At 51.5% G+C, this 24,778-nt stretch carries 20 protein-coding genes and 1 other annotated feature; of the genes, 5 read left to right on the forward strand and 15 right to left on the reverse strand.

Annotation, left to right across the window (positions count from 1 at the left end):
* Window position 1: 1 nt before the first annotated feature.
* Window positions 2–2,458 (reverse strand): bifunctional aspartate kinase/homoserine dehydrogenase I, encoded by a 2,457-nt coding sequence (thrA, locus tag DAQ1742_RS17680; protein WP_035344336.1) that lies wholly within the window; start codon window positions 2,456–2,458, stop codon window positions 2–4.
* A gap of 111 nt (window positions 2,459–2,569) precedes the next feature.
* Window positions 2,570–2,689 (reverse strand) — a sequence feature (Thr leader region).
* 201 nt (window positions 2,690–2,890) lie between these two features.
* The gene (locus DAQ1742_RS17685; RefSeq protein ID WP_035346338.1) at window positions 2,891–3,592 is read right to left on the reverse strand and encodes a tRNA/rRNA methyltransferase; all 702 of its coding nucleotides are present in this window, start codon (window positions 3,590–3,592) and stop codon (window positions 2,891–2,893) included.
* Window positions 3,593–4,128: 536 nt separating this feature from the next.
* Here DAQ1742_RS17685 and arcA point away from each other — a divergent pair.
* Entirely contained in the window at window positions 4,129–4,845 is a 717-nt protein-coding gene (gene arcA, locus DAQ1742_RS17690; RefSeq protein WP_035344338.1) for a two-component system response regulator ArcA, read from the forward strand.
* An 80-nt stretch (window positions 4,846–4,925) separates the two neighbouring features.
* Here the strand turns inward: arcA and creA are convergent, their stop codons facing one another.
* Window positions 4,926–5,399, reverse strand: coding sequence for a protein CreA (creA, locus tag DAQ1742_RS17695; RefSeq protein WP_035344340.1), 474 nt, complete (start codon window positions 5,397–5,399; stop codon window positions 4,926–4,928).
* A gap of 207 nt (window positions 5,400–5,606) precedes the next feature.
* Here creA and robA point away from each other — a divergent pair, with 207 nt between their 5' ends.
* Window positions 5,607–6,476, forward strand: a complete 870-nt coding sequence (robA, locus tag DAQ1742_RS17700; RefSeq protein WP_035344342.1) for an MDR efflux pump AcrAB transcriptional activator RobA — start codon at window positions 5,607–5,609, stop codon at window positions 6,474–6,476.
* A 2-nt stretch (window positions 6,477–6,478) separates the two neighbouring features.
* On the opposite strand, the gene gpmB is transcribed toward robA, so the two are convergent.
* Window positions 6,479–7,123 (reverse strand): 2,3-diphosphoglycerate-dependent phosphoglycerate mutase GpmB, encoded by a 645-nt coding sequence (gpmB, locus tag DAQ1742_RS17705; protein WP_035344344.1) that lies wholly within the window; start codon window positions 7,121–7,123, stop codon window positions 6,479–6,481.
* Window positions 7,124–7,174: 51 nt separating this feature from the next.
* Here gpmB and yjjX point away from each other — a divergent pair, with 51 nt between their 5' ends.
* Window positions 7,175–7,714 carry an inosine/xanthosine triphosphatase gene (gene yjjX / locus DAQ1742_RS17710; RefSeq protein ID WP_035344346.1) on the forward strand — a complete coding sequence of 180 codons (540 nt, stop codon included), beginning with the start codon at window positions 7,175–7,177 and terminating at the stop codon, window positions 7,712–7,714.
* A gap of 21 nt (window positions 7,715–7,735) precedes the next feature.
* Here yjjX and trpR read toward each other — a convergent pair whose 3' ends face one another.
* Both trpR and sltY read right to left on the reverse strand, forming a co-directional pair.
* A complete protein-coding gene (trpR, locus tag DAQ1742_RS17715) occupies window positions 7,736–8,086 on the reverse strand; it encodes a trp operon repressor (RefSeq protein ID WP_035344347.1) in 351 nt (116 codons plus the stop codon).
* 277 nt (window positions 8,087–8,363) lie between these two features.
* Complete coding sequence (sltY, locus tag DAQ1742_RS17720; RefSeq protein ID WP_035346340.1) at window positions 8,364–10,283, reverse strand: murein transglycosylase; 1,920 nt, start codon at window positions 10,281–10,283, stop codon at window positions 8,364–8,366.
* 466 nt (window positions 10,284–10,749) lie between these two features.
* On the opposite strand from sltY, the gene ettA reads away from it, so the two are divergent.
* Window positions 10,750–12,414 carry an energy-dependent translational throttle protein EttA gene (ettA, locus tag DAQ1742_RS17725; protein ID WP_035344349.1) on the forward strand — a complete coding sequence of 555 codons (1,665 nt, stop codon included), beginning with the start codon at window positions 10,750–10,752 and terminating at the stop codon, window positions 12,412–12,414.
* A 150-nt stretch (window positions 12,415–12,564) separates the two neighbouring features.
* Here ettA and DAQ1742_RS17730 read toward each other — a convergent pair whose 3' ends face one another.
* From DAQ1742_RS17730 to rpiA, 3 genes are all read right to left on the reverse strand, one after another.
* Window positions 12,565–14,268 (reverse strand): methyl-accepting chemotaxis protein, encoded by a 1,704-nt coding sequence (locus tag DAQ1742_RS17730; RefSeq protein ID WP_035344351.1) that lies wholly within the window; start codon window positions 14,266–14,268, stop codon window positions 12,565–12,567.
* A 738-nt stretch (window positions 14,269–15,006) separates the two neighbouring features.
* Entirely contained in the window at window positions 15,007–16,239 is a 1,233-nt protein-coding gene (gene serA / locus DAQ1742_RS17735; RefSeq protein ID WP_035344353.1) for a phosphoglycerate dehydrogenase, read from the reverse strand.
* A gap of 320 nt (window positions 16,240–16,559) precedes the next feature.
* The gene (gene rpiA, locus DAQ1742_RS17740; RefSeq protein WP_035344355.1) at window positions 16,560–17,222 is read right to left on the reverse strand and encodes a ribose-5-phosphate isomerase RpiA; all 663 of its coding nucleotides are present in this window, start codon (window positions 17,220–17,222) and stop codon (window positions 16,560–16,562) included.
* Between the two features lie 202 nt (window positions 17,223–17,424).
* Here rpiA and DAQ1742_RS17745 point away from each other — a divergent pair, with 202 nt between their 5' ends.
* Window positions 17,425–18,318, forward strand: a complete 894-nt coding sequence (locus DAQ1742_RS17745) for a LysR family transcriptional regulator ArgP (protein WP_035344357.1) — start codon at window positions 17,425–17,427, stop codon at window positions 18,316–18,318.
* 43 nt (window positions 18,319–18,361) lie between these two features.
* Here DAQ1742_RS17745 and DAQ1742_RS17750 read toward each other — a convergent pair whose 3' ends face one another.
* The 6 genes from DAQ1742_RS17750 to epd all read right to left on the reverse strand — a co-directional run bounded on the left by DAQ1742_RS17750 (window position 18,362) and on the right by epd (window position 24,765).
* Window positions 18,362–19,090 carry an oxidative stress defense protein gene (locus DAQ1742_RS17750; protein WP_035344359.1) on the reverse strand — a complete coding sequence of 243 codons (729 nt, stop codon included), beginning with the start codon at window positions 19,088–19,090 and terminating at the stop codon, window positions 18,362–18,364.
* 139 nt (window positions 19,091–19,229) lie between these two features.
* Window positions 19,230–20,066: an IclR family transcriptional regulator gene (locus DAQ1742_RS17755; RefSeq protein WP_145916260.1), complete on the reverse strand. Its 837-nt coding sequence runs from the start codon at window positions 20,064–20,066 to the stop codon at window positions 19,230–19,232.
* Between the two features lie 107 nt (window positions 20,067–20,173).
* Window positions 20,174–21,064: a small-conductance mechanosensitive channel MscS gene (gene mscS, locus DAQ1742_RS17760; protein ID WP_035344361.1), complete on the reverse strand. Its 891-nt coding sequence runs from the start codon at window positions 21,062–21,064 to the stop codon at window positions 20,174–20,176.
* Window positions 21,065–21,164: 100 nt separating this feature from the next.
* Window positions 21,165–22,241 (reverse strand): class II fructose-bisphosphate aldolase, encoded by a 1,077-nt coding sequence (fbaA, locus tag DAQ1742_RS17765; protein ID WP_035344363.1) that lies wholly within the window; start codon window positions 22,239–22,241, stop codon window positions 21,165–21,167.
* Between the two features lie 276 nt (window positions 22,242–22,517).
* The gene (gene pgk, locus DAQ1742_RS17770; protein WP_035344365.1) at window positions 22,518–23,681 is read right to left on the reverse strand and encodes a phosphoglycerate kinase; all 1,164 of its coding nucleotides are present in this window, start codon (window positions 23,679–23,681) and stop codon (window positions 22,518–22,520) included.
* A 67-nt stretch (window positions 23,682–23,748) separates the two neighbouring features.
* Entirely contained in the window at window positions 23,749–24,765 is a 1,017-nt protein-coding gene (epd, locus tag DAQ1742_RS17775; protein ID WP_035344367.1) for an erythrose-4-phosphate dehydrogenase, read from the reverse strand.
* Window positions 24,766–24,778: the final 13 nt, after the last annotated feature.

The raw sequence follows: 24,778 nt of genomic DNA on the forward strand, positions 1-24,778 counted from the left end.
CTCATACTCCTACCTTCCACGACAACGTGCGCAGCAAATCAGCAAACACCCCGGCGGCCGTCACGTCATTACCTGCACCGTATCCACGCAACACCAGTGGTAAGGGTTGATAATAACGGCTGTAAAACGCCAGCGCGTTCTCGCCGTCTTTAACTTTAAACAGCGGGTCATTGCTGCCCACGGCACTGATCGTCACCTGACATTTGCCCTCGTCAATCTTGCCAACGTAACGCAACACTTTACCTTCCGCGCGGGCAGCCTCAATACGCTGGGAGAATTCGGCATCCAGCGCCGGTAAGCGTGACAGGAAACTGGCGACATCGCCCTGGGCATAGTCAGGCGGCAGCACGGAATCCACCTGAATATCCTCAAGCTCCAGTTCATAGCCTGCTTCACGCGCCAAAATCAGTAACTTACGCGCCACATCCATGCCAGAGAGGTCATCTCTCGGGTCTGGTTCGGTAAAGCCTTTTTCTTTCGCCAGCAAGGTTGCCGCAGAAAGTGACATGCCCTCATCGAGCTTACCGAAGATAAACGACAACGAACCCGACAAAATACCATTAAAACGAATCAGCTCATCACCGGCATTCAGCAGGTTCTGCAAGTTTTCAATGACAGGCAACCCCGCGCCCACGTTGGTGTCATACAAGAACTTACGGCGGGATTTGGCCGCGACCTGCCGCAACTGATGGTAGTAGCGCAATGAGCCGGTATTGGCTTTTTTGTTCGGGGTCACGACATGGAAACCTTCAGCCAGGAAATCAACGTATTGGTCAGCCACCGCCTGGCTCGAGGTACAATCGATAATCACCGGATTGAGCAGATGGTACTCTTTCACCAGGCGGCTGATGGCCGCCGGGCTAAACGGCTCACGCGCCCGCGCCAGTTCATCACGCCAGTTATCCATCGTAATACCGTGTACGTTGGTCAGCATCGCCTTCGAGTTGGCAATCCCGCATACGCGCACATCGATATGTTTTTGCTTGAGCCACGGCTGTTGACGCTGGATCTGCTCCAGCAGTGCACCACCCACGCCACCCACGCCAATCACAAACACATCCAGCACCTGATTGGTGTTAAACAACATCTGATGCGCCACCCGCACGCCAGTGGTCGCCACGTCGTTGTTCACAACAACCGAGATTGAGCGCTCGGACGAGCCTTGTGCTATCGCCACAATATTGATGTTGGCGCTGGCCAGCGCGGTAAACAGACGGGCCGACAGGCCACGCAGTGTGCGCATACCGTCGCCAACAACGGAGATGATAGCCAGTCGCTGCACCACATCCAGCGGCTCCAGCACGCCTTCTTTTAATTCCAGATAGAATTCATCTTCCAGCGTTTTACGGGCTCGCGGCAACTCGCTTTGAGACACGCAAAAACTGATGCTGTACTCAGACGACGACTGGGTAATCAGCACAACGGAAATACCGGCGCGCGACATAGCGGCAAACACGCGCGCGGCCATGCCCACCATCCCTTTCATACCGGGGCCGGAAACGTTGATCATCGCCATGTTATTCAGGTTGGTGATGCCTTTAACCGGGTATTGGGTATCAAGACTTTCAAGGCCGATAAGCGTACCGGGTGCCTGAGGGTTTTCCGTGTTCTTGATAAGACAAGGGATCTGGAACTGAGCGATAGGCGCGATAGTACGAGGATGAAGCACTTTGGCACCGAAGTAAGACAGCTCCATCGCTTCCTGATAAGACATCGATTTCAGCAATCGGGCATCCGGCACCTGACGTGGGTCACAGGTGTACACCCCGTCAACGTCAGTCCAGATCTCACAACAGTCAGCCCGCAGACACGCTGCCAGCACGGCGGCCGAATAGTCAGAGCCGTTGCGACCTAACACGACCAATTCGCCTTTATCATTCCCGGCGGTGAAACCGGCCATCAGCACTACATGATCAGCCGGAATCGCAAGCTCGGCAATACGTTGAGTCGACTCGGTAATATCTACGGTCGATTCCAGATAGTGGCCCTGAGCCAATAAACTACGCACCGGATCGATGACAGACACCTGATAGCCGCGCGCCTGAAACACCGCATCCATAATGGCAATAGAGAGCTTTTCACCACGGCAGATCATGGCTGCGTTAACGCTATCAGGACACTGACCTAACAGTTCAACACCATGTAGCACCTGTTTTATCTGGGCAAACTCGTCATCCACCCGTGCTTTCAGGCGGTCATAGGCAAAACCGGGTTGTGATTGCGCCAGACCCTGCAACAAATCAGCAAAAATGGCTTCTGCTTCGGTGATATTTGGCTGTGCATCCTGTCTGGCCACGGTTTTTTCAACCATAGCGACCAGATGATTGGTGATTTTCGCCGGTGCCGACAACACAGTGGCAACCTGTCCCTGACGTGCATTACTTTCGATGATATCGGCAACGCGCGCAAACCGCTCTGCGTTGGCAACCGAAGTCCCGCCAAATTTCAACACTCGCATTTTTGTCTGTTCTCCTGAATTTTCAGTGGCCAAAACGCCCGGTGCGTTTTTGAATACCGTTTACTACGGCCTTGTTAGGCTGGCAGGCAGAAATAAACCCGCGATATCTGTAAAAAAAAAGCCCGCACTCTCAGGTGCGGGCTTTTTCTGGATTCTTCTGTACGCGTCAGCCCGCACCGTTACTGGTAGTACCGGTGGTAATAATAATGGTGGTGATAACCAGGCTGATGGAATGCATTGCGTACCGTTCTTGTAAAAAGAAAATTAATCTGCCCTATTAGTTAGGGCAATCGCCCTGCCAAGTCAATGGATTTCTTCACTGCCTGTGTTTGTTTTCCGCGATCACAATGGAGATATTGGCTGCACCCAACAAAAAAAACCAGATAATCATTTATAAAAAAAAACTATGGGCGATGTTTTCCTAAAAATGACTCACTTCTCACTATCTTCTGCCAAGAACGTTTTTTCTACGTCATGTAACAGCCGATGCAGCATTGCGTTATCACGCTGCTCCAGCAATCCAAGGCGCTGTTGCAGCCAGTCACGCAGTTTTTCATCATGCTGCGCGCCCACCCTCGCCAGCAGACGTTCCCCCCTCTGTCTTAATGCTGCCAGTTGTCCGGCCTGCGCGGGTTGGGCTGCCGGAGCTGTAACCTGCATCAGTGATGACAACTGATAGCAATACACCATCACCGCCTGACCCAGATTCAATGATGGATAATCTGCCACCATAGGCACTCCGGTAAGAATATCGGCCAACGCCAGTTCCTCGTTGGTCAGCCCGGAATCTTCCCGACCAAACACCAGGGCGACAGACGATACCCACTGACGTTTCTCCTCCAGCACGGTCAGCAGTTGCGCAGGCGTACAATAATAATGAAAGCGTGCGCGACTGCGGGCGGTTGTCGCAACGGTAAACTCCACGTCAGCCAACGCATCGGCCAGTGTCGCAAAGGTTTCCACATTATCCAGCACATCCCCCGAACCATGTGCCACCCAACGCGCTGCGGGTTCCAGATGCGCCGAACTCTCGACAATACGCAACTGACCAAACCCCATGGTTTTCATCGCCCGGGCCGCCGCCCCAACATTTTCCGCTCGCGCAGGGGCCACTAAAACAAGATAAAACTGCACATTACCTCCCAGATGGCCTTCACAGGCACTGGCGTTCAGAATGTTATGGGCGCACAAAACCAGGAACAATCGCAGACAAAAGCAGCCTTGTTGCCTGACAAGCGCCAAATACCAGTAATTGCAAAAACGGAAACGCTTCAGCCATCAACATTTATTATGCCGTGGCGAAAATAAAAATGTTAAATTGTGATAGATACCAGTATTCGTTGCGCGTTTTCTACAAATTGCTAACGTGCTACAATGAAATTTGATATATGTCAATGGAACCGTAGATTTGCCAGTCGGTAAAATCAGTGTTCACTGTTATGTTGCTGTTAATAAGGTTAAACTGAGCGCTACATCAGGCCCGGTTGTAATGCCTCATCGTCACCTGTTACCAGATGCGCTTCAGGTGGAAACGAGTGCATCAAAACGTATTTACGTACTTGAGTCGGTCGGCGAAAAAACGGTGAACATGATTTCCCAAAACGCCCGAGAGAACCAGGACTTCTGTACTTTCGAATCTCTATATTAGTTGGCAATTTTAGGTAGCAAACATGCAGACCCCGCACATTCTTATTGTCGAAGACGAATTGGTTACTCGTAACACCCTCAAAAGTATTTTTGAAGCTGAGGGATATGTTGTTCACGAAGCCACCGACGGTGCCGAAATGCACCATATCCTGTCTGAGCACGACATCAATTTGGTCATTATGGATATCAATCTGCCAGGTAAGAATGGCCTGCTGTTGGCGCGTGAATTACGCGAACAGGCAAGCGTGGCACTGATGTTCCTGACCGGGCGCGATAACGAGGTTGATAAAATTCTGGGCCTGGAAATCGGCGCGGATGACTATATCACCAAACCATTTAATCCGCGTGAGCTCACCATTCGCGCGCGTAACCTGTTGTCGCGCACGATGAATTTAGGCGGTGGTACGGAAGAACGTCGTCTGGTGGAAAGCTACCGCTTCAATGGCTGGGAGCTGGATATCAACAGCCGCTCTCTGGTTAGCCCGACCGGTGAGCAGTACAAACTGCCGCGTAGTGAATTTCGCGCCATGCTCCACTTCTGTGAAAATCCAGGCAAAATCCAGACCCGTGCCGAGTTGTTGAAAAAAATGACAGGCCGCGAACTCAAGCCACATGACCGCACGGTTGATGTGACTATCCGCCGTATTCGTAAGCATTTTGAATCTACGGCTGATACGCCGGAAATCATCGCTACCATTCATGGCGAAGGCTATCGCTTCTGTGGTGATCTGGAAGACTAAACCGCTTCCAGCTCTGCACACAGTAAAAGGCCGGGTTTTATATCCCGGCCTTTATTATGCGCGTCATGGAATGAAAACCATCACTTATTCCAGGGCAGAATCGGCACGGCACTGAGTGCATTCTTCGGTGAACCATCGACCACACGATCAGAGTAGGTCAGATAAACCAATGCATTCCGTTTCGCATCATAGAAACGAACGACCTGTAATTTTTTGAAAATCAACGATGTTCGCTGCTGAAAAACCACATTCCCTTTACCCTTACTGTTAGTGATTTTATCACTCAACGTAATGGGCCCAACCTGCTGACAAGAAATGGCCGCATCTGACGTATCTTCGGCCAGCCCCAGCCCTCCTTTAATACCACCGGTTTTGGCACGACTCAGGTAACACGTCACATTGGCAACATCAGGGTCATCAAAGGCTTCAACAATAATTTTATGGTCTGGGCCAAACAGCTTAAAAACCGTATCTACCGAACCAATCTCCTCCGCCTGCGCGGTGGTGACGCCGAAAAACAAGGCCGCAGCCGTTAATACCCAGTGTTTTTTCATCATTGGCTTTCTCTCACTTTATCGCCATAACGGTGCTATGGCCGTGGTTCACAGAACATGTATGGGACAAATTACTGCTGCTGTCTATGTTAATCAGATTCTTTGCTCGTCAGGCACAAAAATCTTGTGTAAGTGCGTCAGGGAAAAAGTTGCTATGATGCCGGATCTTACACGCTTAGCGCTCAGTGTATTTTATGAGGACGATCTATGGATCAAGCCAGTATCATACGTGACCTGCTTAACTGGCTGGAGAGTCATCTTGACCAGCCATTATCGCTGGATAATGTCGCGGCCAAGGCCGGCTACTCTAAGTGGCACTTACAGAGAATGTTCAAGGATGTAACAGGTCACGCTATCGGTTCATACATCCGTGCTCGTCGCCTCACTAAAGCGGCTGTAGCACTGTGTCTAACCAGCCGACCGATTCTCGACATTGCCTTGCAATACCGTTTCGATTCGCAGCAAACGTTCACTCGGGCATTTAAAAAGCAGTTCGCCCAAACGCCCGCCTCTTACCGGCGCGCAGACGACTGGAACACCTTTGGCATTCATCCGCCCATTCGGCTCGGCGCATTTACCATGCCACAGCCAGAGTTCATCCAGCTCCCTGAAACGCAACTGGTTGGCCTGACACAAAGTTACACCTGTAACCTTGAGCAAATTACCTGTTTTCGCACCGAAATTCGTATTCACTTTTGGCGACAGTATCTGGGAGAAGCGAAGCGTGTACCGCCAGTGCTCTACGGCCTGCATCATTCTCGCCCAAGTAAAGAGAAGGACGATGAACATGAAGTGCTATATACCACAGCATTAGAACCTCATCATGTTCCTGATGGCGTTCACCCTGGTGAGCCGGTGATGTTGCCAGGCGGCGACTACGCGACATTTATCTACGAAGGCCCGGCAGATGATTTGCAGGACTTCATCATTACCCTGTACGACACTTGCCTGCCAACCTATAAGTTGACGCGTCGCCAGGGCTTTGACATTGAGCGTTACCATCCACAAGGTGACAGAGACGACGTTGAACCACCGAAGATCATTCGGTGCGAATACCTTATCCCAATTCAGCGTTAACGCTATAACTCATCCAACGCGGGGGCGTCAAGGTGGGAGACGTCTCCGGCGGTTTCCACCACCCATCCCGATGCCAGCCAAGGGCTTTGCTGATAATCCACTCGCGATAACGAGCAGTTACGCAGGCGCAATCGGCGCTCGGCAAAAGCGGGTAGCCCCAGTAGCGTACTGAGCAAACATCCCAGCGCAATGCCATGACTCACCAGCAGCGGACGACTGCCTGGCGGTAATGCCAGACATTTCTCCAGAACCCGATGCATGCGCAACGCCAGCTCAGACATGGACTCACCTTCAGGAACACGCCCGTCGCGCGTTCCATCAAGCAATCGCTTACGCCACCCTTCTTCTTCAGGGCTAAGAGAATCAATCAGACGCTCCTCCAATATCCCCATATTTAACTCGCGTAAGTCTGGCTCCAGAATAACCGGGCAATCACCACATGCCCGCGCAATAATGTCAGCCGTCTGGCGGGTTCGCCCCAGATCGCTGCTAAAAATATGTGTAATACCCAGTTTTTTTACTCTTTCAGCGACGCGTTGTGCCTGACATTCTCCGGCAAGCGTCAGTGCGCTATCTGATTGACCCTGAATACGACGCGCCACATTCCACTCGGTTTCACCATGGCGAACAAGATATACCTGTAACATACTCTTTTTCCGTTATACTGCGTCAAACTCACTGCAAGGTAGGGAAGCATTATGTACCATGTTGTCGCATCTACGACTAACCCGGCCAAAATTCGAGCCATCACTTTAGCATTTGCTGATGTCTTTGGTGCAGATAATTGCCGTATTGAAGGGGTGGATGTAGATAGTGGAGTACCCAATCAGCCGCTGGGTTCGGTTGAAACCCGAACAGGGGCCAGGAACCGTGTCATGAGAGCACGTCAGGTACGTCCCGAAGCTGACTTCTGGGTTGGCGTAGAAGCAGGCATTGAAGAGAGCATGACGTTCGCCTGGATGGTAATTGAAAATGCCACTATTCGCGGCGAATCTCGCTCAGCAAGCCTGGTATTGCCTGAAAGTATTCTGCAAGGCATCAGTGAAGGCCGCGAGCTTGGGGATGAAATGGCACGATTGACCGGAATTCAGGACATCAAACGCCAGGGCGGTGCAATTGGGGTCTTTACTGATGGCAAACTGTCCCGAACCAGCGTGTATTATCAGGCACTGCTATTAGCTCTGGTTCCGTTCCATAATCCGGTTTATCAACACCCGATACTTGCCCCAAGCGCATGATGGCAGCCATCTGGCAATCCCTCACGACTCTTTCGGTGAAGAAGGCTCATGCTCTGGTAATAATTGCGCTTCCAGCCACATTGTTAATCTGGGCGGCGCGGATTTGAGGCTGTTAGAGCCTCGTGTAATCGTCGCAATTCCGGCCCCCAGTTCATTTTTCAGCTCCCGCTGACTCATCTTGCCACGCATCAATTCCTGAATAATACGAACCCGCGTTCCCAGGGCGGTGCGTTCGTCCGGCGTCAACAATAACTGTAACAATGGCTGCTCCAGCCCTTCAGATACCGCCTGTTGCAGCAAGGCAACAAAGGCGTGCCAGTCCTTATCATATTGTTCAGGAGAATCCGCATCAGGGGGAGAAAATAGTGTCATAATGGCAGGCCATACTATTAAACTAGTACATCAGCATAGCATACTCTTTCAAACGAAAAAAAGCAGGCGGGAAAGGATATCTCGCTATATACCAGGCAGCCACAGCATAATCCCTGAGGCCCACACAGCAAGACATGCCCCCTTACTACGAGCCCGTATAGCTCTGGCTATGCTGGACTTATCAGGTTGCGAAAATGGACAGCATGATTGCCATAATCGCACTGCGGGTGAAAGCGGCAGAGATAAATACCGCTTTCACACCCCGTACATCTCAGTATCAGTAGTGCCGTTGCCATTCATTATCGGTAAACAAGGCGGTTGGCCGCTGCATCAAACTGCGGTAAAAGACGTCATACGCCAGCACATTCTTAACATAAGCCCGGGTTTCAGAAAACGGAATACTTTCTACAAACGCAACAGCATCTATACGGCCGCTACTGTCTTTCAGCCAGTTGCTGACACGAGAAGGCCCCGCGTTATAGGCAACTGATGCCAGAATGCGATTCTGCCCAAACGACTGATAAACATAATCTAAATAACGGGTACCCAACTGAATATTCATCAGCGGGTCTAACAACTGACTGCTGTTTGTGTAATTGGTCATGTTAAACATGCTTGCCGTATGCTGGGCTGTCGCGGGCATCAACTGCATCAGCCCTGATGCGCCAACGCTTGAGCGAGCCTGCGGATTCCACGCACTTTCCTGACGAGCAATCGCCATCGCATAGCTCTGGCTCACGCCCATTCCTTGCGTTGCCTGACGAAACACCGCCTCCCAGGCCAATGGGAAGCGCTCTTGCAAATTGTCCCATAATTTTGCGACGATCGTCGCCTGCACGCTGAGATCATACCAATTTTGCTCGAGCGCAAATCGTGCCAGTGCCTCTTGCTGCAAGCGATCCCGACTGGCGACTAATGCTCCCCATTCCGACCGCGCCAGGCTTTCCAGCCCCCAGAACATCAGCTCTCTTATACGCGCAATTTCAGCCAGTTGACCCAGTGAAGGATCGGGTTTCGCCGCAATAACGGTGGTTAACGGATAATTAAGATTCAGTTTCTGTGCTGCCGCCATTGGGTAAAAACCACGAATCGTCATCAATTCACGAAGCTGGTTTTCCCCTTCAGCCTTTTGGCCCTGTTCTATGAGTAAAATAGCACGCCAGTAACGCCATTCATCTTTCTGCTGCGCTTCAGAAGGCAGGCGAGCTAACCACTGTGCAAGCCCTCGTTTATCTGCCTGAGCCAATGCCATACGCGCACGGCGCTCCAGTAACGGCACCGAGGAGCTACGCTGAATAACCGCATCACGCCACTCTGCCTGTGCCTGCGTCACGTCACTGGCGATAAAGCGCCAGGCGACATCCTCTTCCATGCTCTGACGCTCCTGCGGGGTGACTTTCTGTAAACTCACCAGTTGGGGCAACAGCGCCTGTGCGCTTTCAGGCTCCTGACGAGCCAGGCGGCTAAACGCAGATAACATCGCTTTACGGGTAAAATCAGTTGGGCCAACACTGCGGGCAAAGCGGTCTAGCGTTTTAGGATTGCTTTGTAATTTCAGTAATGCATCGGTAATGGTTTTATAATCTGTCGGTAACTGTTTGGATAAGTGGCTGACCAGGCCTGCATTACCCGCATCTATTGCCAGCCTCATTCGCTCCAGAATCATTAATACTGTCAACCCGCCTTGTTGCTGCCAGGCTGAAAACAGCTTGTCACAGACAGGCGGCAAAGAACGCCCCGCCAGCCAGATTTCGCGGGTTTGCTCCCACACGCCCTGAGGCTGCCCTGTCATCACTTTGGCATACAAATAATTACAGCGTGAGGCGACAGGTTTAGGTTGCTCCGGACTAAAGGCCAGTAAACCAGGCCAATCCTGACGACGAGCCAGCTCATTAATAAAGCTGTGATTCAGTGTTCGTACTGACGGGAGTGTCGGGTGTTCTGCCATGAACTGTTTGACTTGCGCTACGCTCAGCACAGACAAATCCTGCGTTAATGCACGATATTCCAGATAAGGATAGAGCGGGTAACTGCGCAGCGTCGGCATCAACTGAGACACGATATCCATCTGGTTGTTGTCCCAGGCTGTTTTTATCTGCTGATAGCGCTGGCGTTGCTCATTGAGCGAATCGGCCAATACCTGACACGACGCCCCGATAAGACATAGCGCGATGGCCACATATCGCCAGCACCTCATTGCGAACATCACTTTCCTGCCCTCACTCATGATTATCTCCGCCAGTGTCACGGATTAAAGACGCGTTGCACCGATGCATACCCAATACCAACAGAGCGGTTTTCTCCACCATAATCTGTATCAGGCTCATCGCCAGTTTGGCATATCCTGCCTGGCAACGATACGCTCAAGCAGCCGGAATACAGAACAAAATATTGAGTTATTGGTATACGTTACCACGCGGCCCGCAGTTTCAACTGACAGCAATACCGTTAATGACATCGCTGCCGGAATGCACTTCGCAGACTCAGCAACACGGTAACGGGATAGCTGGGATCATTCGGCGAAAACAGCTAAACTCCGTCAACAGTAAATTCCCTTTGCTGGTCGCACATACTTATGTGCCGCCAGCAACATGCCCCTATAAGCGCCATGCTTTAATGGCATCACGCTAAACTGAACAGACAGAAAAGAGGCTCAGAGCAACGTGGCTCAATACGTTTACACCATGCACCGCGTCGGTAAGGTTGTTCCGCCGAAGCGACATATCCTGAAAAATATCTCCCTCAGCTTTTTCCCTGGAGCCAAAATTGGTGTGCTGGGGTTAAACGGCGCAGGTAAATCCACACTACTGCGCATCATGGCGGGTATCGATAAAGACATTGAAGGCGAGGCCCGGCCACAGCCAGGGATTAAAATCGGCTATCTGCCGCAGGAACCCCAGCTCAATCTGGAGCACACTGTCCGGGAAGCTGTCGAAGAGGCGGTATCTGAAGTTAAACGCGCTCTGACCCGGCTTGATGAAGTGTATGCCGCTTATGCCGACCCAGAGGCTGACTTCGATAAACTGGCCAAAGAGCAAGGTGAGCTGGAATCTATCATTCAGGCGCACGATGGTCACAACCTCGATAACCAGCTTGAGCGCGCAGCGGATGCTTTGCGCCTTCCCCCCTGGGAGGCAAAGATTGCCAACCTTTCCGGTGGTGAACGTCGTCGTGTTGCTATCTGCCGCCTGTTACTGGAAAAACCAGACATGCTGCTGCTCGACGAACCGACCAACCATCTGGATGCCGAATCTGTTGCCTGGCTGGAACGTTTCCTGCACGACTATGAAGGTACGGTCGTCGCCATCACCCATGACCGCTACTTCCTTGACAATGTAGCAGGCTGGATTCTGGAACTTGACCGTGGTGAAGGTATTCCGTGGGAAGGTAACTACTCCTCCTGGCTGGAGCAGAAAGATCAGCGTCTGGCTCAGGAAGCCTCAACAGAAGCGGCGCGCCGTAAGTCGATTGAAAAAGAGCTGGAATGGGTACGCCAAAATCCCAAAGGCCGTCAGGCAAAAGGGAAAGCCCGTCTGGCACGCTTTGATGAGCTTAATAGCGTTGAATATCAAAAACGCAATGAAACCAGCGAATTGTTTATTCCACCCGGCCCACGCCTCGGTGACAAAGTGCTGGAAGTCCAAAGTCTGACCAAATCCTATGGCGATCGGGTACTGATTGATAACTTGTCGTTCTCAATTCCTAAAGGTGCCATTGTCGGGATCATCGGCCCTAACGGTGCGGGTAAATCAACCCTGTTCCGTATGCTGTCAGCTCAGGAACAACCCGATGCCGGTACTATTTCCTTAGGTGAAACGGTACAACTTGCTTCGGTTGATCAGTTCCGAGACAAGATGGATGGCAGTAAAACCGTGTGGGAAGAAATTTCAGGTGGTCAGGACATTATGCGCATCGGCAATTTCGAGCTGCCAAGCCGCGCTTATGTTGGCCGCTTTAACTTTAAAGGCGTTGACCAGGGTAAGCGCATTGGTGAGCTGTCTGGTGGTGAACGCGGTCGTGTCCATCTGGCAAAACTGTTGCAAGTGGGTGGCAATATGTTGCTGCTCGATGAACCTACCAACGACCTTGATATCGAAACGCTGCGTGCGCTGGAAAACGCCCTGCTGGAATTCCCTGGCTGTGCAATGGTCATTTCCCATGACCGCTGGTTCCTTGACCGTATTGCCACACACATTATTGACTATCAGGATGAAGGTAAGGTCGAGTTCTTTGAAGGCAACTTCACAGAATACGAAGAGTATAAAAAGCGGACGCTTGGCGCTGAAGCACTGGAGCCCCATCGCATCAAGTATAAAAAGATGGCGTAAGGCCCAACCCGTATTTTATCTTCGCAAAGCTTATCCATCAGGTCAGCTTTTCTGGCCTGATGAAGCAACGCGATACGGTGCTGATAGCAACAGGCCCGCCATAATGGCGGGCCTGTTTTAGTCACGATGCCTGACTGGTTCGTCAGCGCATCAGAAGGTTTCCCAGTTATGCTCGCTGTTATTATCACGACGCCCGGCGCTTATTGCCGCAACAGGTCGCAGCGGCGTCTTATCCGATGGTAATGCCGCTTTTGCCGATACCCGTTCCTGATGGTGATTCAGTCTAAACACCGCCACCGCCTGCGTCAGCCTTTCAGCCTGAGACTCCAGTGATAACGCAGCCGCAGATGCTTCCTGCACCAACGCCGCATTCTGCTGTGTCGTACCTTCCATTTCCAGCACAGCCTGATTTACCTGACCAATCCCACGGCTCTGCTCATCAGAAGCGGAAGCAATTTCTCCCATGATATCCGTAACACTGACGACTGCCTTCACAATCTCTTCCATGGTAGACCCGGCTTTGGCAACCAGATCTGAACCGGTTTCCACCAGCCGGCCCGACTCACCAATTAACGACTCTATCTCTTTTGCTGCCTGAGCACTGCGCTGCGCCAGACTACGCACTTCCCCTGCTACCACCGCAAAGCCACGGCCTTGCTCACCGGCACGGGCCGCTTCAACCGCAGCATTCAGTGCCAGAATGTTAGTCTGAAACGCAATACTGTTGATAACACTGGTAATTTCGGAAATTTTCTTTGAGCTGGATGAGATTTCATTCATTGTGCTGACGACATCCTGCACAATACTTCCTCCCTGCTCCGCTTTATTTGATGCGTTACGCGCCAGTTGGCTAGCATGGTTAGCGTTATCAGAGTTCTGTTTCACCGTTGAGGTCAACTGCTCCATACTGGCAGCCGTCTGCTCCAGCGCAGCCGCCTGCTGCTCAGTACGGGAAGAGAGGTCAACGTTACCCGCGCTGATTTCGGATGCGCCTTGATAGATAGAGTCAGCCCCTTCGCGCACCACCGTGACTGTATTCGTCAGTGAGGCCTGCATCTGTTGCAGATTTTCACCCAGAATACCGATTTCATTACGCCCCAGATTTTCGGCCGGGTGTGTCAAGTCGCCCTGGGCGATACGCTGGATGCGCGTGATCAACACGTTGATCGGCACCAGAATCGCTTTACGAATGATAAGGTAGCTTATTACCGCCAGCAGGATAGCCAGAGCAAATGAGATGCCCATCAGGATATTGCCCAGACGAGAGTTTGACGCAGCCTGCGCATTGATGCTGCTGGCGTGATCTGTCAGGTATTTCACTTCTTTTCGTACCTGAATGGCATAGCTGGTATCTAACTGGCGAGCCTGCGTGGTTTCCAGTTCAATGGTACTTTCGAACTCGCCATTACGCACAAAGCCAACCATCGGCATCATGACCTTATCGCGGTAAGCAACATAATTGGACGTCAAATCAGCATCAAATGATTTTTCCTCGTCGGATTTATCAGTCCTTGCCATATAATCATCAAAACGCTTCTGAGAGCTCTTGATACGCTCCACCCCTTCATTGAGGGCTTTTGTATACGAGTCCTGATCACCCACTCTCGCCGCAGCCGCAGCCTGCACCAGTAACTGACGGGAAACACGAAAGTTATCCATACTGCTACTGATGCCCGCACGCATATCCGATACCAGATTCGCTCTATCCAGCGATGCATTACTCTGTTTAAGGAAATAGCTGGCTGTGCCAATTGAGAGCGCAAACAGAACCAGAATAATGGTTAGCAATGTAATAAAGAGCGTCACAAGACGAATATTGTTTATCGAAGAGATAGTCCCTTTTTGGTTTACCATTCTGATTTCTCACTTTCACCACAAGATGCTAATCGCTTCCGCCACAAACCGCAGCAGAAGCACGTATATCTGTCATGTTTCACGTTGCCAGAGTGTGGTTTCGGAGAACTGGCTGATGGCGTCAATCCTGCCGCACAAACCACAGTCACCGCATTGGGCAACGAGAATGAATGTCGTATCGATGGCGTTGCGCCATACCTGATTTCCTGAGAAAGCGTGAAAACTCTGATGCCAATATCACTATCAATGGTTAGAAATACCGCAGCTCACGCCAAACAAGAAAAACAAAACGATATTTTAATTTAATTATCGCTTCGTTTCTTTAAAAAAGAAAAGGTGTTATGACTTTATCACGCCCGTTAGATAAGTGGACAGCACAAATCATCGGGTTCCCTGTGTGCGATCTCATTCTGGACATTAAAATAATGTAATTGCCAAACGTAACCGTAATCATTGTCATAAAACATAATACTGCCTCACCAGGCGAGGTGATTATGCTGATTTTTTTGGCGTATCGACGCAGGCTGAAAGGGAAAAGCATGCACCTTGCCTTAACATTTTCAGGGGGCAGTCACGAGAACCGGCTGTTTTGTGGTAATGCCGCGTTTTCGCCTGTAACGAGAACGCTCAGGATGCACTTATCCGTCGCGATGTAAACCACAGGCAGTAAAAAGCCAGCCGTTATTGGCTGGCTTTTTCAGTTCTCATCGGATACCCAATGAAAACAACACGGGCTGATTAATACAGCAGGCGCGCACGGATGGTGCCGGGAATGGATTTCATCAGTTGCAACGCACTGTCTGCACCATCGGTTTCCACATCAATCACCACATAGCCAATTTCCGGGCTGGTTTGCAGGTACTGAGCGGCAATGTTCACTCCCAGATCGGCAAAAATGTGGTTGATTTGCGTCATGATACCGGGACGGTTTTCATGGATATGCAGGAGACGGCTGGCGCGATCGCCATGTGCCGGCAACGAGACTTCCGGAAAGTTGACGGCTGACAAGGTAGAACCGTTATCAGAGTATTTCGCCAGTTTTCCAGCCACTTCATCACCGATATTCACCTGAGCTTCTTCGGTAGAACCACCGATATGCGGCGTCAGAATGACGTTATCAAACTCACACAACGGTGACTGGAATGGGTCGCTGTTGGTTGCAGGCTCTTGCGGGAACACATCAATCGCCGCGCCGGAAAGGTGTTTACTGGCCAGAGCTTCGCTCAATGCCGGGATATCGACCACCGTGCCGCGGGATGCATTGATAAGGATGGAACCGGGCTTCATCAATGCCAGTTCGTTGGCACCTATCATGTTCTGCGTACTGTCCGTTTCCGGCACATGCAGGCTCACCACATCGCTCATATTCAGCAAATCAGACAGGTGGCGCACCTGTTGGGCATTCCCCAATGGCAGCTTGCTTTCGATGTCATAGAAATACACATGCATCCCGAGGCTTTCAGCCAGAATGCCTAATTGTGTACCGATATGGCCGTAACCAATGATGCCAAGCTTTTTACCACGCGCTTCAAAACAGCCTACGGCTTGTTTGTGCCATACACCACGATGAGCCTTGGCATTAGCCGCAGGCACACCACGCAGCAGCAACAGCAATTCACCGATAACCAACTCAGCAACGGAACGGGTATTGGAAAAAGGCGCGTTAAAAACCGGAATACCGCGCTTGGTCGCGGCCGACAACTCAACCTGGTTAGTCCCGATACAAAAACACCCCACAGCAACCAGCTTCTCTGCCGCAGCGAAAATCTCTTCCGTCAGATGGGTACGTGAGCGAATCCCCACAAAATGCGCATCGCGAATCGATGCTTTGAGCGCTTCAGGATCCAGCGCGCCTTTGTGATATTCAATATTGGTGTAACCCGCCGCACGCAGATTTTCCAGTGCATTCGGGTGAACCCCTTCCAGCAGCAGGAACTTAATCTTGTCTTTTTCCAATGATACCTTTGCCATTTCCCGACCTTATTTTCAGACTTCAGATGTGACGGTTCGAAAACCAGTCTGTGCAAACATAACAAAAAATACGCAAGCGGCAATACAAACGATTGCCTGCCCCTCTCCCACTACGGCCTGATGGTGGCCGCTTAATGGCGAAAAATACTGCCAACCTTTCAGTGAGCCATACAGGAATGATACGAAATAAGAAAATCTAATATTAAGTACCAAAATTGAGCCGTTATGCAAAGCTGGATTTTTTAGATAAAAAAATCCAGCCGCTGCAAACAGGGGCCGGATTGAGGCGCGCAACGCAGGCAGGCTTCCTGACCTGCGATTTATTTTAGCCGGACGGTTTTCACCCCATCAGCTGTTCCAACCAGCGCCACATCCGCACCGCGATTCGCAAACAGCCCAACGGTCACCACACCGGCGATACCATTGATATGGTCCTCCATCGAAACAGCATTGGATAGATCCATATTGTGCACATCGAGAATAATATTGCCGTTATCAGTCAACACGCCCTCACGATACACCGGTTGCCCTCCGAGTTTAACCAGCTCTCGAGCGACATACGCACGCGCCATAGGAATTACTTCCACCGGTAATGGGAAACGCCCCAGCACATCCACCTGTTTGGACGCATCAACAATGCAGATAAACTGACGCGCTATCGCGGCGATAATTTTTTCACGCGTCAGCGCGGCACCGCCACCTTTGATCATCTGCATATGCGGGTTTATCTCATCAGCGCCATCCACATACACATCCAGCACATCTACGGCATTACAGTCAAATACCTGAATACCAAGACTTTTGAGTTTGGCGGTAGACGCATCCGAACTGGAAACTGCCCCCTCAATCTGATGCTTGATGGATCCCAGCGCATCAATAAAGTGCGCGGCGGTGGAGCCTGTTCCTACGCCAACAATGGTGCCGGGGCGAACAAAATCGAGAGCGGCCCAGCCAACGGCTTTTTTCAGTTCATCCTGCGTCATAGTGTGTTTATGCCTGTGGGTAAATAGCGACGAAAACGTGTGCGTATTATAAGACATGGTCGCCCCAAAAGGAGGCTTTTGTCGGTAGCGGGTGGGAATATTTCGGTGCAAATACGCCAAATAATGTGATTTTTTCGGCGATGCCTCACAAAAATGTGGCATATTGCCAAAATGGTTTTTACGCAAAGGAATCTTCATCTCCATGAAACGCCCGGACTATCGCACGCTTCAGGCGCTGGACGCCGTGATCCGTGAGCGCGGTTTTGAACGTGCCGCACAAAAACTTTGTATTACGCAGTCCGCCGTCTCGCAGCGTATCAAACAGTTGGAGAACCTGTTCGGCCAGCCACTGTTGGTAAGAACCATTCCACCACGCCCTACTGAGCAAGGCCAAAAACTGCTGGCACTGCTACATCAGGTGGAGTTGCTGGAAGAAGAATGGCTGGGTAATGAAAGCAGTAATGAAACGCCGCTGTTGCTGTCACTGGCAGTGAATGCCGACAGCCTTGCCACCTGGTTATTGCCCGCATTACAACCGGTACTGGTGGATTCACCTATCCGTTTGAATTTACAGGTAGAAGATGAAACCCGCACTCAGGAACGTCTGCGTCGCGGCGAAGTGGTTGGCGCAGTGAGTATTCAGCCCCAGCCGCTGCCGAGCTGTCTGGTTGATAAACTGGGCGCACTCGACTACCTGTTCGTGGCCTCGCCCAATTTTGCCAACCGCTATTTCCCGAACGGGGTGACCCGTTCTGCACTGCTGCGCGCACCGGCTGTCGCTTTTGATCATCTTGATGATATGCATCAGGCGTTTTTGCAGCAGAACTTTGATTTGCCGCCAGGCAGTGTGCCTTGCCATATCGTCAATTCGTCTGAGGCCTTTGTGCAGCTCGCCCGCCAGGGTACTACCTGCTGCATGATCCCCCATCTGCAAATCGAAAAAGAACTCGCCAATGGTGAGCTTATCGACCTGACTCCGGGGTTATTCCAGCGACGGATGCTGTACTGGCACCGCTTCGCACCAGAAAGCAGAATGATGCGACAGGTAACGGATGCGTTGCTCAGTCACGGACGTCAGGTTCTTCGCCAATCCTAACGTGAGCGCCCCTCTGCCAGTGGCAGCGGGGCACGGCCGATTATCACGGGGTACGTTGTAATTCAAACACCACGTCGACCTGATCATCGAAATGGATAGCCTGTTGCTCATAGGTTTGCGACACCTCCGCGGGTGCTGCCCGGTCAGCGGCTTTAAACATGCGCGCAACCGGCATCGGCTGATAGTTGGCAACATGATAGCGGATGCTATAAATCGGCCCTAAGGTCGTGCTAAACCCGTTCGCCAGCGACTGTGCCTGCTGAGTCGCCTGCTCTATCGCCTTTTTCCTTGCCTGGTCACGGTAAACCTCTGGATTAGAGACCCCCAGTTCAACCGTATGAATTTCATTCAGGCCGCTTTTTAACGCCCCATCAAGCAGCTCATTAAGCTTATCCAGTTGGCGCACCGTCACCGCTACCTGACGCACGGCACGATACCCTTTCAGCGCTGCACTGCCATTCTTCAAATAGTCATACTCTGGTTGTGTACGCAGGTTAGCCGCATTGATGTCTTTTTTATCAATACCGCTTTTATCCAGAAAGGTGAAATATTGAGCAACCCGTTCATCCACCTGCTTTTTAGCATCAGCAGCATCTTTGGACGACACACTGACTTCAATTACCAGTTGGGCAACATCGGGTATCGCCTCGACACTGGCCGTACCTGAGGTGACGATATGTGGCCCGTTAGGTAATTCATAACTCGCCAGCACCGGTGCTGACGCCAGTCCCAGCCCGAGCAGGGCTGTCCATGCCAGAACATTCAGCTTCACGTTATCCCCTTTACCTGTGATTGAGAGACATAACCTAACCGGGTCAGGCTACTCTCAATATCGGTAAATCAGTATAGGCGAATATCCGAGAATGGCAGCTTCGTCATGCCCTTGGCTGGTGCCATCTGGTATATCACCGTCAGACTGAGGGCATGAAACCCAGCTCACGGGAGATGTTCTGCGCCGTTTCACGCAACGGTGTCACCAGCGCGGCCATTCCAATCTGCTGTAAGCGTGCCATCGACAACGAAATGGAAACGGCATAGGCCACGCGTTGCTGAATATCAAACACCGGTGCGGAAATACACGATACGCCCAGCTCGTTCTCTTCCCTGTCCATTGCCAGACCATGGTGCCGAATTTCCGCCAGTTCCTGCTCCATTCTGTCCAGTTCAATAATGGTATTGGTCGTCAGCGGGCGAATCAGGTGATGGTGAGTACGCCAGTATTCTCCGGGGTAATCTGCGGCACCATAAGCCATAAAGATCTTTCCCATCGCCGAACTGTGTAACGGCATATGCTGACCAATATAGGCACGGGTACGCATCATGCCCGTCGTGGGTTCCAGCTTATAGATTAAGATGGCGTGATCATCTTCACGCGTTGAAAAATTGACGGTTTCCCCCACTCTCAGGTTCAATTCCTCGAGGTGTGGAGCGGCAACATGCAGCACATTGAGTGATGAAAGCGCCTTTTGACCAACAGCAATAAACTTGGTGGTCAGGCGATAGCTACCGGGTTGCTGGGCAGCAGCCACATAGCCGCATCCGGCAAGGCCCTGTAACAAACGGTGCACCGTACTTTTGTTCATACAGGCGAGCTCGGCAATCCGTGCCAGCGGGCACCCGTTTGGGTAATCACTCAAAATTTCTATCAATTGCAAACCGCGAAACAAACTTTGACTACCCAGCGGTTTCTCCGCTTTTCCCTCTTCATCCCTGCTCTGTTCATTTATCACGTCTGATTTTCCTCTCATCGCATCAGTCAGGACATCCAACTCTGACTGATGAAACATCATGAAACAGCGTTCTATTTGATGCAACAGGAGAAACCGGCCCGCAAGCGCAACAGGGTGGACATCAATCACGCATTATCAGTAGGTTTATCCGGTAAACCGGCGTGCAGAGAAGGGGTAGCATGGTGCAAATGAACATCCATCTGCGGGTAAGGAATACCAATACGGTGTTGATCCAACACCCGTTTGAAGTTTTCCAGCAGATCCCAATACACGGCCATCGCGTCACCGTTGGTTGTCCAAACTCTGACAATAAAATTCAGCGAAGACGCGCCCATTTCATTGAGCCGGATAGTGACATCTTTCTCATGCTGAATACGCTTATCCGCCGCCACAATATCGCCCAGCACTTTTTTTACCATATCGATATCAGCATCATAGGCTACGCTAACGACAATCTCAGTGCGTCGATCGGGCTCACGGGAACTGTTGATAATATTACCGGCGATAATTTTACCATTTGGCACTACAATAATTTTTCCATCCGCAGTACGAAGCGTGGTAGAAAAAATCTGAATCTGGATAACCGTCCCGCTAATTCCGCCGAGATCGACAAACTCCCCAATGCGAAATGGCCGAAACACCACCAGCAATACACCGGCAGCGAAGTTAGATAATGACCCTTGAAGCGCTAAACCGACGGCCAAACCCGCCGCACCCAGTACGGCAATAATCGATGCCGTCTGAACGCCAACCCGACTCAATGCGGCAATCAGAGTAAAGGCAATGACACCATAACGCACCAGCGCCGACAGAAAATCAGCGACGGTTGCATCAATGCCTCGCCCCGTCATCAGGCGGTTAAGCGTGTTGCCAACCACACGAGCAGCTACCATCCCAGCGAACAAAATCATTAATGACGCAATCATGTTGACCGCGTATTGCAGCAACACATGCTGGTTATCTACCAGCCAGGTGTGCAAACGGCCCATACTTTCAGTGACATTCAGCTCTTCCATTCATTCACTCCCGTTGGGTTGTTGGATACGCAGGAAAAATTAAGGCTCCCGCAGGAGCCTTAGTCAAATCATCAGGTCGATAATGATATCGGTCGATAGATTATAGTACGTCGATAGCGTTCAGTTCTTTAAACGCCTGTTCCAGACGGGCTACCATGCTGGCCTGACCGGCACGCAGCCAGACACGCGGGTCATAGTATTTTTTGTTCGGCTTGTCGTCACCTTCCGGGTTACCCAGTTGGCCTTGCAGATAGCCTTCATTTTTCTTGTAGTAATTCAGGATGCCTTCCCAGGTCGCCCACTGGGTGTCGGTATCAATGTTCATTTTTACCACACCGTAGCTCACCGCTTCGGCGATTTCTTCGGCAGAAGAGCCGGAGCCGCCGTGGAAAACGAAGTCCAGGCTGTTGTGCGGCAGATTGAATTTCTCTGACACATATTCCTGCGAGTTGCGCAGAATTTTCGGCGTCAGTTGCACGTTACCCGGCTTATAAACACCGTGGACGTTACCGAAAGAAGCCGCGATAGTGAAACGCGGGCTGATGGCGTTAAGTTTTTCATAGGCGTAAGCCACGTCTTCCGGCTGGGTATAGAGCGCGGAGTTATCCAGGTGGCTGTTGTCCACACCGTCTTCTTCGCCGCCGGTGCAACCCAGTTCAATTTCCAGCGTCATGTCCAGTTTGGCCATACGCGCCAGATATTGGCTGCAAATGTCGATGTTTTCTTCCAGTGACTCTTCAGACAGGTCAATCATATGAGAAGAGAACAGCGGTTTACCGGTCGCAGCAAAATGTTTCTCGCCAGCATCCAGCAGGCCGTCCAGCCACGGCAACAGTTTTTTCGCGCAGTGGTCAGTGTGCAGAATCACCGGTACACCGTAGTGTGCCGCCATCTGATGAACATGATGAGCACCGGAAATCGCACCCAGAATTGCCGCCTGCTGACCTTCAGCTTTCAGACCTTTACCGGCGGTAAATACCGCACCACCGTTAGAGAACTGAACAATAACCGGCGCGCGCACTTTGGCTGCGGCTTCTAAAACAGCGTTAATGGAATCCGTACCGACGCAGTTAACTGCGGGCAGCGCAAAGCGGTTTTCTTTGGCAACTGCGAAAACTTTCTGAACATCATCACCGGTGATGACACCAGGTTTTACGAAATCAAAGATTTTAGACATGTTACGTGTCCTGTTTCGTTGGCCGTGGAGGGTTAGAGATTTGTCTGTTACTTACAATCCATTAATACCATGACGATCATTGACAATGATGGTCACGGCGACAATGGTTGTTACAATCGCCACTGCAATCACAGTGACTATTATAACAACCACTTACCGTAGCGAGCACCGCAAGCGGGCATCGCACGAAGGTGAAAAGCGCGGGCATCTGTTACCTGACCGAGGGCCAGGTAACAGGACGCGGGCCACGTCACCCGCGTTCAGCCTCTACGCGCCTTACTGACGAGCGCGCTCTTCCAGCATCACGACCGCTGGCAGTTTTTTACCTTCCACGAACTCCAGGAAAGCGCCGCCGCCGGTAGAAATATAGGAGATCTTGTCGGCAATGCCGAACAGGTCGATGGCCGCCAGTGTGTCACCGCCACCGGCGATAGAGAACGCATCACTGTTGGCAATTGCGTTAGCGATGATTTCTGTGCCTTTGCGGAAGTTCGGGAATTCGAACACGCCAACCGGGCCGTTCCACAAAATGGTTTTCGCATTTTTCAGAATGTCAGCCAGACGCTCCGCAGAAACATCGCCCAGATCCAGAATCTGCTCATCGTCTTTAATTGCGGTCACAGATTTCAGGGTCGCCGGAGCCGTTTCAGAGAACTCAGTTGCGACACGCACGTCACTCGGTACTGGAATATCACAGGTTTCCAGCAGTTTTTTCGCTTCAGGGATCAGTTCGGCTTCATACAGAGATTTACCGACGTTATGGCCCTGTGCCGCAACGAAAGTGTTGGCGATGCCACCACCGACGATCAGCTGATCGGCGATTTTAGACAGCGAATCCAGCACCGTCAGTTTTGTGGATACTTTTGAACCACCGACGATGGCCACCATCGGGCGAGCCGGGTTGCCCAATGCTTTACCCAGCGCTTCCAGTTCATCGGACAGCAGCGGGCCAGCACAAGCGATCGGTGCAAATTTACCCACACCGTGAGTTGAGGCCTGCGCACGGTGGGCGGTTCCGAATGCATCCATCACAAACACGTCGCACAGTGCGGCGTATTTTTTAGACAGCACTTCGTCGTCTTTCTTCTCGCCTTTGTTAAAGCGCACGTTTTCCAGCACAACCAGTTCGCCTTCCGCGACCTCAACGCCGTCCAGATACTCTTTCGCCAGACGCACCGGAGAGGACAGATGCTCTTTCAGGTAGTTCACCACCGGCAGCAGCGAAAACTCTTCGTTGTACTCGCCTTCAGTCGGGCGACCCAGATGCGAGGTGACCATCACACGGGCACCCTGTTTCAGGGCGGTTTCAATGGTCGGCAGGGAAGCACGGATACGCGCGTCAGACGTCACTTTGCCATCTTTAACCGGCACGTTCAGATCCGCACGGATCAGCACACGTTTGCCAGCCAGATCCAAGTCGGTCATCTTAATTACAGCCATGGTGAACCCTCTTGTTGATTCTCTTTAAAGTTGCTTGAGTGAGGCGGCAGTTTCCCGCCGCCGACTATCAGAAACCGCAGGCTGCCATTGCCAGTGTTGTATCCAACATCCGGTTGGCAAAGCCCCATTCGTTATCGCACCAGACCAGCGTTTTGATCAGATGCCCGCCGCTAACACGGGTTTGTGTTCCATCCACAATCGCACTGTGCGGATCGTGATTAAAATCCACGGAAACCAGCGGCAAATCGGTATAGTCAACTATACCACGAAATGTATTCTGCGCTGACTGGCGAAAAAGCGTATTGATTTCACTTACGTTTACCGCATTTTTCACACTGACGCTCAAATCGATCGCCGTGACATTAATGGTAGGTACTCGCACCGAAATCGCTTCAAACCTGTCTTCAAATTTCGGAAAAAAGCGGGTGATCCCCACCGCCAGCTTAGTATCCACCGGAATGATCGACTGACTGGCGGCGCGTGTGCGCCTGAGATCATGATGATAAGCGTCGATCACCGGTTGATCGTTCATCGAAGCATGGATAGTGGTCACTGTACCGCTCTCGATGCCATACGCATCATCCAGCAGTTTGATAATCGGAATAATACAGTTAGTGGTGCAAGAGGCGTTCGACACCAGCCGGTGCACTGAAAGCAGGTCGCGATGGTTGACGCCATAAACAATAGTGGCATCGAGCTCTGGCGCACCTGGGTGGGAGAACAACACTTTCTTCGCCCCTGCCGCCAGATGGGCCTCGCCATCAGCGCGGCTACCATAGGCACCACTGCAATCCAGTACGATATCCACCCCGAGCTCACGCCACGGCAACCCATGAATATCAGGCTCATGCAACAGACGGATGGTGTCATCACCGACTAACAGACGGTCACACTCCTGACGCACATCCCACGAAAAACGGCCGTGACTGCTGTCATATTTAAGCAAATGGGCGATACCTTCAGCATTCGCCAGCTCATTGATTGCCACCACCGAAATCTCAGCCCGTCGCCCGGATTCATACAGTGCGCGCAGTACGCTGCGACCGATACGACCAAAACCGTTTATCGCAATACGGATCGTCATGAAATTCCCTGTG

The organism is Dickeya aquatica (genome assembly GCF_900095885.1).
Lineage (GTDB): Bacteria > Pseudomonadota > Gammaproteobacteria > Enterobacterales > Enterobacteriaceae > Dickeya > Dickeya aquatica.

Coding starts and splice junctions, on each gene's coding strand:
- trpR (WP_035344347.1), bottom strand. CDS start 8,086: ATGACACTATTTTCTCCCCCTGATGCGGATTCTCCTGAACAATATGAT.
- mscS (WP_035344361.1), bottom strand. CDS start 21,064: ATGGAAGAGCTGAATGTCACTGAAAGTATGGGCCGTTTGCACACCTGG.
- pgk (WP_035344365.1), bottom strand. CDS start 23,681: ATGGCTGTAATTAAGATGACCGACTTGGATCTGGCTGGCAAACGTGTG.
- fbaA (WP_035344363.1), bottom strand. CDS start 22,241: ATGTCTAAAATCTTTGATTTCGTAAAACCTGGTGTCATCACCGGTGAT.
- serA (WP_035344353.1), bottom strand. CDS start 16,239: ATGGCAAAGGTATCATTGGAAAAAGACAAGATTAAGTTCCTGCTGCTG.
- DAQ1742_RS17745 (WP_035344357.1), top strand. CDS start 17,425: ATGAAACGCCCGGACTATCGCACGCTTCAGGCGCTGGACGCCGTGATC.
- thrA (WP_035344336.1), bottom strand. CDS start 2,458: ATGCGAGTGTTGAAATTTGGCGGGACTTCGGTTGCCAACGCAGAGCGG.
- creA (WP_035344340.1), bottom strand. CDS start 5,399: ATGAAAAAACACTGGGTATTAACGGCTGCGGCCTTGTTTTTCGGCGTC.
- epd (WP_035344367.1), bottom strand. CDS start 24,765: ATGACGATCCGTATTGCGATAAACGGTTTTGGTCGTATCGGTCGCAGC.
- arcA (WP_035344338.1), top strand. CDS start 4,129: ATGCAGACCCCGCACATTCTTATTGTCGAAGACGAATTGGTTACTCGT.
- rpiA (WP_035344355.1), bottom strand. CDS start 17,222: ATGACGCAGGATGAACTGAAAAAAGCCGTTGGCTGGGCCGCTCTCGAT.
- gpmB (WP_035344344.1), bottom strand. CDS start 7,123: ATGTTACAGGTATATCTTGTTCGCCATGGTGAAACCGAGTGGAATGTG.
- DAQ1742_RS17755 (WP_145916260.1), bottom strand. CDS start 20,066: ATGAGAGGAAAATCAGACGTGATAAATGAACAGAGCAGGGATGAAGAG.
- DAQ1742_RS17730 (WP_035344351.1), bottom strand. CDS start 14,268: ATGGTAAACCAAAAAGGGACTATCTCTTCGATAAACAATATTCGTCTT.
- yjjX (WP_035344346.1), top strand. CDS start 7,175: ATGTACCATGTTGTCGCATCTACGACTAACCCGGCCAAAATTCGAGCC.
- sltY (WP_035346340.1), bottom strand. CDS start 10,283: ATGAGGTGCTGGCGATATGTGGCCATCGCGCTATGTCTTATCGGGGCG.
- robA (WP_035344342.1), top strand. CDS start 5,607: ATGGATCAAGCCAGTATCATACGTGACCTGCTTAACTGGCTGGAGAGT.